Annotated in this window: 19 protein-coding genes; all 19 read right to left on the reverse strand. The window is 41.0% G+C overall.

Going from position 1 to position 14,982, the window contains the following annotated elements:
• Positions 1 to 3: 3 nt before the first annotated feature.
• The 19 genes from FTU75_RS04615 to rsmG all read right to left on the reverse strand — a co-directional run bounded on the left by FTU75_RS04615 (position 4) and on the right by rsmG (position 14,968).
• On the reverse strand, positions 4 to 1,125 hold the full coding sequence (locus FTU75_RS04615; RefSeq protein WP_078188941.1) for an enoyl-CoA hydratase/isomerase family protein: 1,122 nt from the start codon (positions 1,123 to 1,125) through the stop codon (positions 4 to 6).
• A complete protein-coding gene (ung, locus tag FTU75_RS04620; protein WP_078193660.1) occupies positions 1,122 to 1,835 on the reverse strand; it encodes a uracil-DNA glycosylase in 714 nt (237 codons plus the stop codon). Before ung ends, FTU75_RS04615 begins: the two co-directional genes overlap by 4 nt.
• Before the next feature lie 36 nt (positions 1,836 to 1,871).
• Positions 1,872 to 2,468 (reverse strand): 6-carboxytetrahydropterin synthase, encoded by a 597-nt coding sequence (locus tag FTU75_RS04625; protein ID WP_078193661.1) that lies wholly within the window; start codon positions 2,466 to 2,468, stop codon positions 1,872 to 1,874.
• 130 nt (positions 2,469 to 2,598) lie between these two features.
• Positions 2,599 to 3,546 carry a type II secretion system minor pseudopilin GspK gene (gene gspK, locus FTU75_RS04630; protein WP_180115262.1) on the reverse strand — a complete coding sequence of 316 codons (948 nt, stop codon included), beginning with the start codon at positions 3,544 to 3,546 and terminating at the stop codon, positions 2,599 to 2,601.
• Positions 3,547 to 3,585: 39 nt separating this feature from the next.
• Positions 3,586 to 4,215 (reverse strand): type II secretion system minor pseudopilin GspJ, encoded by a 630-nt coding sequence (gene gspJ, locus FTU75_RS04635; protein ID WP_180115445.1) that lies wholly within the window; start codon positions 4,213 to 4,215, stop codon positions 3,586 to 3,588.
• Between the two features lie 46 nt (positions 4,216 to 4,261).
• Positions 4,262 to 4,654: a type II secretion system minor pseudopilin GspI gene (gene gspI, locus FTU75_RS04640; protein WP_078188947.1), complete on the reverse strand. Its 393-nt coding sequence runs from the start codon at positions 4,652 to 4,654 to the stop codon at positions 4,262 to 4,264.
• Entirely contained in the window at positions 4,644 to 5,201 is a 558-nt protein-coding gene (locus tag FTU75_RS04645) for a type II secretion system protein (RefSeq protein WP_180115263.1), read from the reverse strand. The genes gspI and FTU75_RS04645 overlap by 11 nt, the downstream gene beginning before the upstream one ends.
• A 9-nt stretch (positions 5,202 to 5,210) precedes the next feature.
• Positions 5,211 to 5,825, reverse strand: coding sequence for a TetR/AcrR family transcriptional regulator (locus FTU75_RS04650; RefSeq protein WP_078193665.1), 615 nt, complete (start codon positions 5,823 to 5,825; stop codon positions 5,211 to 5,213).
• A 42-nt stretch (positions 5,826 to 5,867) separates the two neighbouring features.
• A complete protein-coding gene (locus tag FTU75_RS04655) occupies positions 5,868 to 6,641 on the reverse strand; it encodes a TatD family hydrolase (RefSeq protein ID WP_168378895.1) in 774 nt (257 codons plus the stop codon).
• Positions 6,642 to 6,672: 31 nt separating this feature from the next.
• Positions 6,673 to 7,014: a PilZ domain-containing protein gene (locus FTU75_RS04660; RefSeq protein ID WP_111885061.1), complete on the reverse strand. Its 342-nt coding sequence runs from the start codon at positions 7,012 to 7,014 to the stop codon at positions 6,673 to 6,675.
• 15 nt (positions 7,015 to 7,029) lie between these two features.
• Positions 7,030 to 8,013 (reverse strand): DNA polymerase III subunit delta', encoded by a 984-nt coding sequence (locus FTU75_RS04665; protein ID WP_180059027.1) that lies wholly within the window; start codon positions 8,011 to 8,013, stop codon positions 7,030 to 7,032.
• A 13-nt stretch (positions 8,014 to 8,026) separates the two neighbouring features.
• Positions 8,027 to 8,788, reverse strand: a complete 762-nt coding sequence (gene kdsB, locus FTU75_RS04670) for a 3-deoxy-manno-octulosonate cytidylyltransferase (RefSeq protein WP_180115264.1) — start codon at positions 8,786 to 8,788, stop codon at positions 8,027 to 8,029.
• Positions 8,789 to 8,791: 3 nt separating this feature from the next.
• Positions 8,792 to 9,805 (reverse strand): tetraacyldisaccharide 4'-kinase, encoded by a 1,014-nt coding sequence (gene lpxK / locus FTU75_RS04675; protein ID WP_180115265.1) that lies wholly within the window; start codon positions 9,803 to 9,805, stop codon positions 8,792 to 8,794.
• A 3-nt stretch (positions 9,806 to 9,808) separates the two neighbouring features.
• Complete coding sequence (gene msbA / locus FTU75_RS04680) at positions 9,809 to 11,536, reverse strand: lipid A export permease/ATP-binding protein MsbA (protein ID WP_180007340.1); 1,728 nt, start codon at positions 11,534 to 11,536, stop codon at positions 9,809 to 9,811.
• A complete protein-coding gene (locus FTU75_RS04685) occupies positions 11,536 to 11,958 on the reverse strand; it encodes a biopolymer transporter ExbD (RefSeq protein ID WP_078193671.1) in 423 nt (140 codons plus the stop codon). The genes msbA and FTU75_RS04685 overlap by 1 nt, the downstream gene beginning before the upstream one ends.
• 13 nt (positions 11,959 to 11,971) lie before the next feature.
• Entirely contained in the window at positions 11,972 to 12,613 is a 642-nt protein-coding gene (locus tag FTU75_RS04690; RefSeq protein WP_078188956.1) for a MotA/TolQ/ExbB proton channel family protein, read from the reverse strand.
• A gap of 31 nt (positions 12,614 to 12,644) precedes the next feature.
• Positions 12,645 to 13,532, reverse strand: a complete 888-nt coding sequence (locus FTU75_RS04695; protein ID WP_111885065.1) for a ParB/RepB/Spo0J family partition protein — start codon at positions 13,530 to 13,532, stop codon at positions 12,645 to 12,647.
• Positions 13,529 to 14,311, reverse strand: coding sequence for a ParA family protein (locus tag FTU75_RS04700; RefSeq protein ID WP_180034688.1), 783 nt, complete (start codon positions 14,309 to 14,311; stop codon positions 13,529 to 13,531). The genes FTU75_RS04695 and FTU75_RS04700 overlap by 4 nt, the downstream gene beginning before the upstream one ends.
• Positions 14,312 to 14,335: 24 nt before the next feature.
• Positions 14,336 to 14,968, reverse strand: coding sequence for a 16S rRNA (guanine(527)-N(7))-methyltransferase RsmG (gene rsmG, locus FTU75_RS04705; RefSeq protein ID WP_180003083.1), 633 nt, complete (start codon positions 14,966 to 14,968; stop codon positions 14,336 to 14,338).
• Positions 14,969 to 14,982 lie beyond the last annotated feature (14 nt).

Genomic DNA, 14,982 nt, shown 5'->3' on the forward strand with positions numbered 1-14,982 from the left:
TAATTAAATTACACCATACTGTCTTAACAGTGCATTCCAACTGTCAATATTAGTTACAGGAGGCTCATCAGCCAGAATTCCTTTGAGGGAAAGATCTGTACCTTTTTTCCATTCTGGAGACAGGTCTTTATCGACTAGACGGGCGCGCACACCTTCAACAAAGTCCGCATGACGAATTTTCCAATCCGAAATTTGGGTTTCCAGTTCAAACACTTCATTCCAAGAATGCACTTGCTTGCCCCACTGCCACAACAACCATGTTAATGCTGCTGTTGCAGGTGAACCTTTTTGTAAATTTTCACTGGCTTGGCGTAACCAATCACTGCGTGCATCGCTTAAACCAATAATTGATTCATAGTCATGTTCAAAATTATGCCCACGGCACACACTTTGAATCACATCTAATGAGTTTTGTAATGGCCCCGGTCCCACAGGACGATGCATACTATTTAAAGTGTCATCAATGGCACGAAAATCACCCGCTGGATAATGATCCCAATCAATATTAATGACAGTTTCAAGTACGTTATCACGCTGCGCATCACAAATATGCGTTGCCCAACCGATACCATAAGCACCTGCTGCGGTCATAATCGAGCCAGTTAACCCAGTAAACAAACCAATGGCGCCACGGTCAGCAAGGAAACGCGTCGCACCTACATCTGGATACAAACCAATATTAATCTCAGGCATTGCTAAACGTGAATAAGGTGTTACCAAGCGGAAAGGTGCAGCCATAAACAGACCTAAACCACCACCCATCACATAACCTTCGCCCCAAACCAAAATCGGCTTTGCATAGTTATGCAGCAGCAAATCTAGAGCATATTCTTGTTCAAAGAATTTATTCGCCGTTTCAACTTCATCATTGACCACCAATTGTCGCAATTTGCGTACATCGCCACCTGCACAAAATGCTTTTGGCGTAGTGGAATCTAACCAAATCGCTTTTACTGCATCGTCGTGTTGAAAGTCCTGAAAGACTTCAAGCAACGCTGTACAGATTGATTCATCTAATGCATGAAGCGATTTTGGGCGATTCAAGCGAACAATGCGCCAGCCCTTTTTCGCTTCTTCAACAATCAGATCTGGGTGATAATTTTTTGAAACGGGAGAATAAGTCATGCGTCCAGCTGCCAGTCTATTGGCTCAATGCCATTTTGTTTAAGATAATTATTACTTTTTGAAAACACCTTACAACCAAAAAATCCACCGCGGTTTGCAGCCAAAGGTGATGGATGCGCGGCTTTTAGCACCAAGTGCTTATTTTGGTCAATGCGTTGTCCCTTACGCTGTGCATATGCCCCCCATAAAATAAAGACAATATGCTCACGTTGTTCATTTAAAACATCAATCACATGGTCTGTAAAATCTTCCCAGCCACGTTTTTGATGTGAAGTTGGTTGCCCAGCCTCAACAGTCAGTACCGCATTTAAAAGCAAAACACCTTGTTCTGCCCAGCGTGTTAAGTCCCCATGTTTTGACACTGGTACCCCAAGGTCGGTATTTAACTCATGGAAAATATTACGTAAAGAAGGTGGTAATGCAACCCCCTTTTGTACCGAAAAACTCAAGCCATGTGCCTGATTTGGCCCATGATACGGGTCTTGGCCTAAAATCACCACCTTTACATTCGCCATAGGCGTCGTGTTTAAGGCATTAAAGATCAGCGGATTCGGTGGATAAATCACTTTATCCTGTTTGATTTGTTGTAGCAGAAAGTCTTTTAACTCATCCATGCGAGGGCTAAGCAAAAACTCACTTAGGGCATATTTCCAGCTAGGCTCAAGCTGCACTTTAGCTAGTTTTGCTTGTTGCTCTTCTGTTAAAGACATCACTGTTAACCAATCCTAATAAAACCAAATATTTACTTAAATTCTAACTTGTAAATCAACTGCAGGGTTTAAAAATTTTTGACCCTGTTTTAATTTTTCATACATCTGGGTATCGTTCCATTCCGACTGAACCTGTTCGGAGAAGACGATTTGATCTAACTGCAACAACCCCATTTGTGCGTTGTCGATATCTTCTAAGAAGCTTTGCGCATAGCCTGTGTCTGTCTCATGCACGATCACAGAATACACCTCAACATCACCCTCACCATTTTGAGTTTCTGTTGATTTTAGAACTTGTTGTGCTAAGTAAAAGAAGATTCGTGAAAACTGTTCTGCTGAGGGCGATACGGGTAGTTCAACCCAACGTGCACTGAACTGTTTGCAGGCACGAATGTACTCAGCATCATCGTGTTGCCAAAAACAAATCGCGTGATCAAAACTGTCAAATAAGTCTTTAATTACCCCTTTGAGCAAACCAAAATCGTAAACCATTTGTCCATGGTCAAGTTTCGACGCTTTAAGTAATAGTTCGACTTTATAACTGTGTCCATGAATGGAACGTTTGCAACGGTCTGACGTGCAATTACGCACGATATGCGCGTTTTCAAACTTAAATAACTTACGAATTAACATGTGTCGTAATGCAATCAAATAATCTATGGGTTCTCAGAGATTATAATGCAAAAGTCTAACAAGAGGCATTAATTTTGCTATTCAGCACAATTGGGAAAAGGCATCATGAAAATTTAGCGACCTTTAAGACCTAAAATGGTGCCATACTGCGAAAAGCCACATATACATCTTTATCTTTTCGCACTAACTCACTGGTAAATTGACGCTTTCTTTCATTTAAAATAATTTCAATTTGCGCTTTAAAATAGTTCGACTGCACACCCAATTGTGAATTTAAAACTTCCCTATTTTCTGTGCTCACCTGTGCAAATGGCTCCATTGCCCATAAATCATTGATATTTTCGAAATGTTCAAATTTGGCAGCTTTTTGTTGCAAAGCTTGCTCAACTGCATTGACATCTAAACGATCATCTATAGTCGCTAACAAAAATGCAGGAGCGGTATTAATGTTTACCGTTGTTTCATGCGAGGGCAAGCTACTCACATAGGGCGCAATTAGTTTATATTTAGCACCTTCAAAACCACGGACTGATTTCAGTTCTTCCACACTATGAAATTTTGCATTTGGCGGTAATGCCGCATTATTTAAACCACGATAGTACGCCAGCTCTGCCCCCATCGGGCCAGAAGTCTCATCATCTTCATCTTGCCAGTCAATCACGGCTTGACTTAATTCTGCGGGTAAACCAACACGCTGCAATATTTTTTCAAACCATAATTTTGCTTTGTCATTTACCACACCCTCTTCTGAAACCAAACTATTAAGGTTAAATTTTCCAGATTCGTCTTGGAGCACACCTGCAACAGTTCCACCTTCCACAGGAAAGGCTGGCATAGGCTGAGCCCAATTTTCTTGGAGGTGATCCACCTGCCCTGCATTTTCGGCATCATTTACCAAAAGTTCAGCAAAAAATGCTTCAGCACTTTTCGCATATAACAACGACTGATTTTGGCGCATCACATAAGCGGTATTTTCAGAAGTATTGGCTTGTTGTTTTGCGATGCCTGCTGCAACTATGGTTGCCAAAGCTACCATCATCAGGATAGTTAACAAAGCGATGCCATGTTGCTGTTTCATACGCAACTCCGAACTTCAAATGACTCTACTACCTGACCGCTAACCATTCTTATTTTTATCCAATAAAAAATCAGTATTTAACAAACTGAATAACCATTCGTAGTTTGTCCCATCAACTGTGAGCTGCATCCTGATACCCCGCGGTAACAGTTGAATGGTTTTTTCATTATTCAAATCAGCGGCAGCATCTGGCCAATTCTCTAACTCATTTGGATTGAGTACCGTGATTTTATATTGTTCAACATTATCCAGTAAAACACTCGAATCTGGCTGATCATGTCCCGTTTGGTTGAGATTTTTAAATTTTAGCCGATACAATTTTTTTTCATCAGCTTTGTATTGATATTCCACTCGCTCGTCAGGTGCAATGCCCTGATTTAATGGATCAGTGACACCTGTCTTACTGAAATTAAATCGGCCATTTTGCAATACTAACGCTGGTTGAATACCTCCATTAATATTGGCAGTTAAGGGCACAGCTTGTACTGTGTCTCTGAGTATTTGCTGATGGGCATCTTGCAACTGACTCAGCCTTGCCTCATGGGTTGCGTTTCGTTCCTTCACTTTCGAGACATAATCAAAGACCTTCCAACCCAAAGCAGACAGCACTGCGAAAATAGCAATCGCAACCAAAAGCTCAACTAAGGTAAATCCTGCTTGATTCTTCATTCCTTGCTGTACAAGCACAGGCATATCTTGAGATGTACGTTTTTTTCTAGTTATTATTTTCATCCAACGGAGCCTTATAGTTAAAGAACACCAAACTGCTAATCCCTGCTTCAACATCGCCTGTTTCAGCATTCATCAAACTCACTTGGATATCAATACGTTGTACATTTGGACTAATGGTGGCTTGGGCTTTTTTGTCAATTTGCCATTGTTCGCCTTGTTCAGTGACTTGTTTAGATGCAGTACCTGTCATCCATTCACGATTGATTTCCATCTTAGCGATTTCATTCAACGCGACGAATTGTGCTTTATTTCTTAAAATTGCGTGTGCTGTCGACTGTGTATATTGCATCGCAACATTAGACAAAGCCATTGCCGCCGTCGCAAAAATCGCCAATGCCACCATGACTTCAAGTAGCGTAAACCCTTTAGCCCGCATTGACTTTCCCTAAATGATCAATTTCGATTTCATTACCAATGGGACGTTCTTCAAAATAAAACTGTATACGCACAGGCTTTACCTCACCATTGCCCAACCATATCAACTTGGGTGCATTGGTATTTAACAAATCATCATTATTGGCATTTTCATACTGCTGATCTAAAGACTGAATTGTAAAAGAGACATTTTCAGGTAATACTCGGGTTTCAAAATCTTTATAGTTTTGCCATTTATTATTTTGATTTAAAATACTATTTTCTACACGTTTTTGTTCTGGTAAATATTCTTGTACCGCATAGCTTTGGGTGTTGACATCCGTTCCAGCTTTTTGCTGTAAAGCCAATATCAAAGCTTGATCATTTGCATCACGTAAAATTCGTTTCAGATCCATCACAAACACTTCGCGTGCTTGCATGGCTTTGCGTTGATCTGTCCCACCAATATTTAAAAGTACCAATGAGGCCATGATGCCCATAATCACAATCACCACCATCAATTCTACGAGGGTGAAGCCACGAACCGATGATGGTGATGCACTTTTCATAAGCAGCCTTTAAGCGAATTGAGCAACCGCATGCACTTGTTTTGGTAAGGCCAAGGCTTGATCAATATAAGCAACCCGCAAGGTGTCTCTTGAACCCAAATAACGCTGATAAAAACTAGAGTTCAAAATTGCTGCAGCGCCATGTGTAAGTGACCAAATCGAAGCAAGATAATCACGTACTGGCATGCTACTTTGAATCGACTCCAAATAATGCTCAGTCATACGAATGATCAATCGTAGGCGTTGTTTGCGCACTTGATAAAGTTCACTAAACAAGTGTTGAATACCCACACCCGTTGTCGATAAACGCTCTTCAATTTGATGAAACAACACTGTACGTTCTGGGTGATGTAAGTGATGCAACATAAAGAAAGCAAGGTGTTCAGGAAAAGCTTTATCGGTGTCTTTAATCATTTCCAATAACATGCGTTCATTACGAATAATGAGCAACATATATAGTTCATCTTTACTTTGAAAATGTTTATATAACGTCCCTTTTGCCAAGTCGAGTTCTGCCGCTAGCGCATCTAGTGTCATCCCTGCTTCGCCATTTTCCAATAGCAGCTGCTCTGCCACTTGGAAAATTAATGCCTCTCTTGCTCTAAACTGAGCTTGACGATCCATCTTCACCCTATACTCTCTTACTCTTATATCAATTCAAATTATTTACTTAAGATTGAGGAGATTTTCAAAGTTTTGCATTGTAATGAAAGCCATCTCTTCAATTGACTTATCATATACATCACTTAAGGCTTTGGCTACATAAGGAACGTATTTTGGTTCATTAGACTTTCCTCTATATGGCATCGGTGCAAGGTATGGGCTATCTGTTTCAATCAGCACGCGATCCAGTGGCACTTGCTTGGCCACATCACGCAAATCTTGTGCATTTTTAAAAGAAACAATGCCTGAAAATGACACGTAATAACCACAATCTAAGACCGCTTTTGCCGTTTCCCAATCTTCAGTAAAACAATGCAAAATACCGTGAGTGGATTTCTCTGCACGGATAATATCCACCGTATCATGCTTTGCAGAACGGGTATGAACAACCACTGGTTTTTTTACAGCTTGTGATGCGTGAATATGGCGGGCAAAGCATTCTTTTTGCTCTGCAATAAAGTCTGTACTATGAAAATAATCCAGCCCTGTTTCACCAATCGCCCAAACCTTTTCAGGTTGTGCTAATTCAATGAGATATTCTTCTGTTGCCCGAGCCATCGTTGCAGGATCTTCACATGGGTGCACCCCAACGGAATAACCCACATCGGCATGACGTGATGCAATTTTTGAAAGTTCGATATGGTCATCTAGATCAACCGAGATACTCATAAACTTTGAGACCCCGGCTTGACGAGCCTGATCCAATGCAAGATCTAAATTACCCTCATAAGGGCTTAAGTCAAGCATGGTTAAATGGCAATGGGTATCTACAAACACAATATGTACCTACAAGTCTTCACTGTTGTAACTACATAGTGTAACTTCTACGCCCCTCAGATTTAAGCCCTGCAAGTAAACGTTCTGCTTCTGTTTTGAAATAAACGCCTTTTTCGCCGCTTAATTGAATTCCAAAGCCTTGTGGTTTAATGCCATTTTGCTTTTGCGAAATCCAAATCACTTTTCCTGTCAAAGGAATTTTTATACTTTGTTCAGGCAAAGTGGCCAATAAGAAAACCTCATCACCCATTTTCACAGCTTGCTTTGATGGTACAAATAGACCACCACCAACGACATAAGGCATGTAGCTCGCAAAAAGTGTTTCCACATCTGGAATATTAGCGTGAACAATCCCGCCCATACGTGGTTGCATGATGTTTCCCCTTAATTAAACATTCATCAGTTTGATGCAAAGCTCATCTACGACCAGATTCCCCTGTACGTTCTGCTCGATGAACCGCTTAGACTGCTGTAATTCTGTATAAATCCCAAAGAGTGTTTCAAGCGAATATTGCTCTGCCAACACCCCAAAATCCAAATCTATATTTTTTATGGATTGATTTAGCTTGACACAAATTATATCGGACAACAAGTATTCAAACATTTGACTAAAATCACTAAAACTCAGTGCTTTATTCCACTTGGTCGCAATTGCCATCGGCATGTTTTTTTGTGTCACAAGTTTTTGCCAATCTTGTAGAAACTCTTGGCGCATATTTAGCCATTCACTACTTGCCAATGAAATTGCTTGTAATGGCATTTGACTGGCTAAGTTCATGAGAACTTTGCGCTGAGTTTCACCACTATCGGGCAAATGCTGCTGTAAATATTGCTGTGATTGTTCGGGTTCAATACGATCCAATGCATAGTGCTGCATTCGACTGCGAATGGTTGCCGGCAATTTCAAATAATGCTCTGCCAACAACATAATCACAATGCGTTCGCCAGGCTCTTCCAATGTCTTCAGCAAAGCATTCGATGACGCAATGTTTAATGCTTCAGCAGGCTCAATCAACACAACTCGCCAACCGTCTACGGTTTGCTGTACAAAGGGCAATAAATCACGAATTTTTTCGATTTTAATTTTGGCATTTTGCTTTTTATTGTCTTCATCTGTGCTGATGTGGACAAAATTTGGATGTGTATCTGACTTTAACCACTGGCAACTCCCACACTCACCACATGGCTCAGTTCGCTCATCACGTTTTTGACACAGCACCCAAGCAAGAAATTGTTTTGCAAATGCCTCTTTACCACAGCCTTTTTTGCCATACAAAAGCACGCCATGTCCCAGTTGTGGAAAACGGCTGGTTAATGTATTCCATGTATTTTGCTGCCAAGGGTACACTTGCGCCACAATTTCATTTTGCATAAATCGTTTAACCTTATTCGAAGTTTGAAACATCCATTTGGTTCAAACGATCAAGGTCAGCTTGAGTGTCTACGCCCGGTGGTAGGTTCGCTTCTGCCACAGCTATGGCAATACGATGACCATTTTCCAAAACGCGTAATTGTTCAAGGCTTTCTAATTTTTCGAGTACACCCATATCCCAAGTGACATATTCTTGAAGGAGTTTTACGCGGTATGCATAAAGTCCTAAATGACGAAAAGCTTGATGATGCAAGGTTTTTTCAGCTTGCTTTGCACCGTCTCGGTCATAAGGAATAGTCGCACGACTGAAATACAGCGCTTGATTGTGCTTTGACATCACCACTTTGACAATGCTGTCACGTTGAAATTCTTCTAGACTATGAATCGGCTCGCAGAGTGTCGACATTGAACATTTCGGCTGATCAACGAGTAATTGTGCAACTTGTTTTACCAATTGAGCGGGAAGCAAAGGTTCATCGCCCTGCACATTGACAATAATGTCATCACTTGCCCAACCTTTGATACGTGCAACTTCACTTAAACGATCTGTCCCAGATGGATGCTCTGTAGAGGTCAATACCACATCAACCCCTTCCGCACGGCATACTGCTGCAATACGCTCATCATCTGTAGCAACACAAAGATCATCGAATCCTGCAACTTTTTTGGCTTGATCAACCACACGTAAAATCATCGGACGGCCGTGAATTTCAAGCAATGGCTTACCCGGTAAACGTGAACTTGAAAAACGTGCAGGAATAACAATATGTTTCATAAATTAAATGCCTTCGGGAAGTTTCAGACCTAGTTGTTTCAACTGCGCATGCAAAGTTTCATAACACGCAGGTGACAACACTGCATCTACAGGAACAACCCATATTTCTCTTTTAAAATCTGGATTATTTTTGAGGATCGCTAAAATTTTCACTGCATCTTTTTCAGTGGTAATGATGGGATTGGCATCTTCAAACTGCAAATCACTCAGTTCATATTCATAATGATCTGGGAATTCATGACATTGAAATTGATGAATCCCCATATTTTCTAAGGTTTTATAAAAGCGTTGCGGAAATCCGATACCCACCACAGCATAAAAATCCTTGTTTACATCAAATGTCGTCACAAGATCTTTATTAAGCAAATAAGGCTGCGCCGCTTCTAGGTGCATATTCAGTGGGGAACTTGGATCTGCTGAATGTTCAATGACCGTCCCAGTATCAAGGCGCTTTTTCGGTTCACGCAAATAACCTTCGGGTAATAATTTTTCATTGCCTAAACCACGATTATTATCCAGTACGATCCATTCCAACTGACGTTGAAGCGCCCAATGCTGTAAACCATCATCGCAGATAATCAAATCCAATTCATGCTTAGAGAGCAGCAACTCAATACTTTGCTGGCGGTTTGGACCGACTGCCATCGGTACACCTGTAGACTGAACAATTAAGCTCGGTTCATCACCTACCATTTCAGCCGTCGAATCTAAATCCACATAGGCCGGAAATGGTCCTTGACCACCATAGCCACGACTGATCACACCAACACGCAGGTTTAAGCTATTTAAATAACTGACCAAATGAATGAGCAATGGGGTTTTACCACTTCCACCCACTGTGATGTTTCCAATGACCATGACTGGAATAGGCGCTTTATAACTTTGCTTAATACCTGATTGATAGAGTTTTTTATTGAGTAAAAAGCCGCCACGATAAAGCCATGACAAAGGTCTAAACACAACGAGCCACTTTGCCTGTTCATTCCAAGCATCCTGAATCAATTGTGCAAAAGACATGTCTTAATTTTCCTCAAAATTACGCTGATGAAGTTGGTAATATGCACCACGTTGTGCCATCAATTCTGTATGCGAACCTTGTTCAATAATACGCCCTTTATCCATCACTACAATACAGTCTGCATTTTCAATGGTCGATAAACGATGCGCAATCACGATCGTGGTACGATCTTGCATCGCAGCGTCAAATGCTTGCTGAATGAAAAATTCAGATTCGTTATCTAGCGCACTGGTCGCTTCATCTAAAATTAAGATCGGTGCATTTTTCAAAATGGCACGTGCAATCGCAATCCGTTGACGTTGACCACCAGATAGATTTAAACCTTGGGCACCCAATGGTGTGTCATAACCTTGCGGTAAATCCATAATAAAATCATGTGCAAATGCAGCTTTGGCAGCAGCAATGACTTGCTCATCTGTTGCATGCTCGAGCTGTCCATAAGCAATATTTTCACGCACAGTACGGTTAAACAAAACCACTTGCTGATTGACCATCGAAATCTGAGTACGCAAGCTATTGAGTTCTATATCGTGAATATCATGCTGATCAAGCAACAATTGTCCAGAAGACACTTCTTGGTAACGCACCAACAGATTGACCAATGAAGTTTTACCTGCACCTGAACGCCCAACCAATGCAACGGTTTGCCCTGCATTAACTTTTAAATTGAAGTCATGAATCGCATGGTGACCATCGGCATAGATCAAATTGACATTTTTAAATTCGACATCGCCTTTCAAAGCAGGCTTAAGCGTGCCGTTATTTACTTCTTCAGGCATATCAAGCAATTCAAAAACTGAATAAGCTGCTGCCATGCCTCGTTGTAGTTTTTCATTGACATCCGTCAAGGTTTTAATTGGCTTACTCAGCATACCTGCGGCAGTGATATACGCTACAAACTCACCCGCTGTTGTATCTTGTAAAATCTCAGGGCGTAGTGCGATATACATCACGATACTGAGCGCAATCGACATGATAAGCTGAACAATTGGGCTATTGAGTTGTTGCACCACAACCATTTTTAAGCCGCGGCGTAAGTTCTCCATCGAGCTTTCATAAAAACGTTTTTGTTCATAATCTTGCCCTGCAAAGCCCTTCACTACCAAGTTGCCTTGTACTGTCTCTTGCACCACATGGTTAACATCACCCATGGTACTTTGTACTTGCATGGATAATTTACGCATGCGTTTCGACGCTTTACGAATGATCAGCCCAATAATTGGGCCAAAAATTAAAATACATAGAGTTAAACGCCAGTTGGTATACAGCAAATAACCCAATAATGCGATGGTAATCAGACCCTGTTGTACAATCGTTTTCAGTGACTCAGATGATGCTGCCGTCAACTGTTCAACGTTATACATAATTTTTGCAGTGATATGACCGCTCGAATTATCTAAATAATATTGCGAAGGCAAACGCATGAGTTTTGCGAACACTTGCTGACGAATATTAAAGATTAAGTTTCGAGAAATCACTGCGGTAAAGTATCCCCCCATGAACAAACCGAGTCCACGGAAGAACATCAATAAAACCACCAAGAGTGGAAATAAGGTTGTAAAGCTTTGATCTTTGTTTTGAATGGCTTCAATAATGCGTTCCAATAATTTTGCGACAGAAACTTCTGTCGCAGCATTAATACCGAAACCAAGCAAAACCAGCAGGCCGATTCCCCAAAAAGGTTTTAAATAACTTAATAGGCGTAAATAGACCTTAAAATCGTGCTTCACTAATAACCTCGAGTTGGAACTTTGGTACTGATGTTGATATTCACAAATCCAAGTTGACCTGCAACATCCATCACCCGAATCACATCTTGATGTGTTGCTTTTGCATCTGCGGCAATCACAAACATTAAATCACGACGATCATTGGCTGTCTGTTTAATTGCAGTATTCAAATCAGAGACTTCTTTACTCGCCAATGACTGACCATTGACAGAATAATGTCCTGTTGAATCCACCACAACTTCAATCTTTTGATCATAGTTTTTAGGTGGAACACCCTGTGCATCTGGCAAAGTCAGGTTCATTCGACTCATCTGGTTAAAGGTAGTCGAGAGCAACAAGAACACCAAAATGAACATCAAACAGTCAATCATCGGTGTGAGGTTGATATGAATATCTTCAACCTGACGACGTTTAAATTTCATGCGCAGTCTCCACTCAGCTGGCTTTCTGAATGTCCTGACTTTCTACTTCAGGTGTTTTTTTATAAAACAAAGCGGCATGAAATAACGTCGACTGCTGTTCTAACTCAGCCACATATTCCTGAACCAAACGTTGGAAATAGCGATGTGCAAATAATGCAGGTACCGCAATTAACATACCGGCAGCAGTGGTAATCAAGGCTTTAGAAATACCCGGCATCATCAACACTGGATCACTATTGGTGCCTATATCAATCATTAAGAATGCTTCAATAATACCGATCACCGTACCCAACAAACCTAGTAAAGGTGCAACAGCGCTTAAAGTGCCCAAAAAGTTGATATTTTTTTCTAAATAACCAATTTCTTGTGACGCTGTGACTTCCATTTGCGCACGTGCATATTGCTCGTTTTGATCTTTACTAGCGTAACCTGCGCCCAATACACGACCCAATGTACTTTGTTGTAAAGTTGGACTTTGCTTTAGCTGCTGCACCACATCTTTCACCGATGTGTTTACATTCATCATCAAGTCTTTTGGTAACACCATTGATTTCTTTAAACGAATAAAACGCTCAATGGTAATGGCTACCGTAAAGATCGAACAAATGACGAGCGGGATCATTAACCACCCGCCCGCTTTGACTAATTCCCACATTTGATTTTCCCCAATAAATCGAATTTAAAAATTATTCAGCTAGACAAATATTTAAAATGCCATCTAGCTCTTCAAGAGTATGGTAGCTAATCACCAGCTTGCCTTTCCCTTGTTTATTATGATCAATTTTCACGTCTGCACTGAAACGATCAGAGAGACGTTGTGTCAGTTGTTGAATGTCTGATGAAACAATTGGTTTAGCTTTTTGTTGTTTTGGTGCATTCAAATCACGAACAAATTGTTCGGTTTGACGTACAGACATACTTTTTTCAATCACCATTTCAGCAACTTTAAGCTGATCTTTGGCTTTTAACGTCAAGATCGCACGTGCATGCCCCATATCGAGCAAACCTTGCTGCATAAAGTCTTTGACTTGATCCGCTAAAGACAAGAGGCGTAGCAAGTTACTAATCGTGGTACGTGCTTTACCGACCGTATCGGCAATCTCTTGATGACTTAAACCAAATTCGTCATGGAAGCGTTGTAAAGCCATGGCTTGATCGATTGGGTTCAAATCTTGACGTTGAATGTTTTCAATCAATGCCAAGGCAATTGCCACTTGGTCACTCAAGTCACGAACAATGGCTGGAACTTCGGTTAAACCTGCAAGCTGAGCCGCACGCCAACGACGCTCACCTGCAATAATTTCGTAGGGATGCTTTTCATCTTCGACAGGACGAATCACGATTGGCTGCATGACACCATGCTTTTCAATCGATGCAGCAAGTTCTTGTAAATCTTGTTCTTTAATGAAACGACGCGGTTGATACTCACCACGTTTCAATAAATGCACATCAATTTGTTTTAACTGTCCATGATCTAAAGCTTTTGCTTCGAGCTGTAGTTTTTCTTTTTGGATTGAGCCGAGTAAGGCATCCAGACCACGACCTTTAGCCAGTCCGCGTTTTTTTACGGTCATGCTTTAGTTCCTTTTTTTACTTTGGTTTTTTTTAACATCTCAGCTGCCAAGTTCAAATAAGCAACTGCACCCTTCGAGCTTTTTTCAAAATAAATCACTGGCAAACCGTGCGCAGGCGCTTCAGCCAAACGAATATTACGCGGAATGACCGTGTCATAAAGTTTCTGACCGAAGTATTGTTCAAGCTCAGCAGACACATCACGTGTTAAGGCATTACGCGCATCGTACATGGTACGAAGCACACCCACGATCTCTAGATCTGGGTTTAAAGCTTGCTGAATACGGTCAATGGTTTGGGTTAAGTCAGCCAAACCTTCCAAGGCATAATATTCACACTGCATTGGAATCAGCACAGCACGTACCGCTGCAAGGGCATTGACAGTGATCAAACTTAAACTTGGCGCACAATCGATAATAATATAGTCAAAGTCTTTTTCAACGCTTGCCAACGCTTCACGTAAAATAAACTCACGACCGTCTTGATCTGCAATTGCAAGCTCAACGCCAGCTAAGTCACGGTTTGCACCTAAAACTTTATAGCCCACTTCCGCTTTATAAATAGCGGTTTCAATTGGCACTTCACCAAGTAAGACATCCGTGACTGAATACAACAAATCATTTTTTTGAATGCCCGAACCCATCGTGGCATTGCCTTGTGAATCCATGTCCACAAGTAAAACTCGTTTTTTTAATATGGCTAGAGATGCAGCCAAGTTCACAGCCGTTGTGGTTTTACCTACGCCACCTTTTTGGTTTGCAATCGCAATAATTTGAGCCATGGTAACCCCAGTCCTTTGAAAATTTTAAATACGTTTAAGAAAAATTAAATGACGCTGCTCATCAAGTCGTGGAACTTTTAATGCAACGATATCAATCTTGAAATCACTTTTTAGTGTTTCAACTTCTTCTTCAGGAATTAAGCCTTTCATCGACGCGATAATACTTTGCGCATGCATATACGGTTTAGACGCATCCACAAAATCCGTTAACGATGCAAAAGCACGACTGGTGATCACATCAAACTGTCCCAGTTCATTAATGCTGTCTTCATTTTCGACACGTGTTTGTACCGCAATGACATTTTTTAGTTTTAAGTCAGCAATAAATTGTTTTAAGAATCGAATTTTTTTACCGTTGGCATCTAAAAGCACACATTCACGTTCAGGCTGACACAGTGCAATGATCATGCCCGGCATGCCACCACCCGTACCGATATCCAATAAACGACCTGCAGGCAAATCATTTAGGATACTTAAGCTATCCAATAAATGTTTAACCAACATTTCTTTAGGATCACGAATAGCAGTCAAGTTATACGCTTTGTTCCACAGCACTAGGGCATCTTGGTATTTCAGCAATAGATTTAATGCTTCTTCACTCAAATCTAAGCCAAGCTTTTGACTACCTTGCTTTAAGTCTTGAAAAAAAGGATGCATAAAGAAGACATCTC

This window comes from Acinetobacter sp. YH12140 (assembly GCF_013418475.1).
GTDB classification, from domain to species: domain Bacteria; phylum Pseudomonadota; class Gammaproteobacteria; order Pseudomonadales; family Moraxellaceae; genus Acinetobacter; species Acinetobacter amyesii.

Excerpts from the sequence above, each read along its gene's own strand:
- FTU75_RS04695 (WP_111885065.1), bottom strand. The coding sequence starts at position 13,532 with ATGACCGTAAAAAAACGCGGACTGGCTAAAGGTCGTGGTCTGGATGCC.
- kdsB (WP_180115264.1), bottom strand. The coding sequence starts at position 8,788 with ATGAAACATATTGTTATTCCTGCACGTTTTTCAAGTTCACGTTTACCG.
- rsmG (WP_180003083.1), bottom strand. The coding sequence starts at position 14,968 with ATGCATCCTTTTTTTCAAGACTTAAAGCAAGGTAGTCAAAAGCTTGGC.
- FTU75_RS04685 (WP_078193671.1), bottom strand. The coding sequence starts at position 11,958 with ATGAAATTTAAACGTCGTCAGGTTGAAGATATTCATATCAACCTCACA.
- FTU75_RS04700 (WP_180034688.1), bottom strand. The coding sequence starts at position 14,311 with ATGGCTCAAATTATTGCGATTGCAAACCAAAAAGGTGGCGTAGGTAAA.
- FTU75_RS04625 (WP_078193661.1), bottom strand. The coding sequence starts at position 2,468 with ATGTTAATTCGTAAGTTATTTAAGTTTGAAAACGCGCATATCGTGCGT.
- gspJ (WP_180115445.1), bottom strand. The coding sequence starts at position 4,215 with ATGAAGAATCAAGCAGGATTTACCTTAGTTGAGCTTTTGGTTGCGATT.
- FTU75_RS04650 (WP_078193665.1), bottom strand. The coding sequence starts at position 5,825 with ATGGATCGTCAAGCTCAGTTTAGAGCAAGAGAGGCATTAATTTTCCAA.
- FTU75_RS04615 (WP_078188941.1), bottom strand. The coding sequence starts at position 1,125 with ATGACTTATTCTCCCGTTTCAAAAAATTATCACCCAGATCTGATTGTT.
- FTU75_RS04665 (WP_180059027.1), bottom strand. The coding sequence starts at position 8,013 with ATGCAAAATGAAATTGTGGCGCAAGTGTACCCTTGGCAGCAAAATACA.
- FTU75_RS04660 (WP_111885061.1), bottom strand. The coding sequence starts at position 7,014 with ATGCAACCACGTATGGGCGGGATTGTTCACGCTAATATTCCAGATGTG.
- gspK (WP_180115262.1), bottom strand. The coding sequence starts at position 3,546 with ATGAAACAGCAACATGGCATCGCTTTGTTAACTATCCTGATGATGGTA.
- ung (WP_078193660.1), bottom strand. The coding sequence starts at position 1,835 with ATGTCTTTAACAGAAGAGCAACAAGCAAAACTAGCTAAAGTGCAGCTT.
- gspI (WP_078188947.1), bottom strand. The coding sequence starts at position 4,654 with ATGCGGGCTAAAGGGTTTACGCTACTTGAAGTCATGGTGGCATTGGCG.
- lpxK (WP_180115265.1), bottom strand. The coding sequence starts at position 9,805 with ATGTCTTTTGCACAATTGATTCAGGATGCTTGGAATGAACAGGCAAAG.
- FTU75_RS04690 (WP_078188956.1), bottom strand. The coding sequence starts at position 12,613 with ATGTGGGAATTAGTCAAAGCGGGCGGGTGGTTAATGATCCCGCTCGTC.
- FTU75_RS04645 (WP_180115263.1), bottom strand. The coding sequence starts at position 5,201 with ATGAAAAGTGCATCACCATCATCGGTTCGTGGCTTCACCCTCGTAGAA.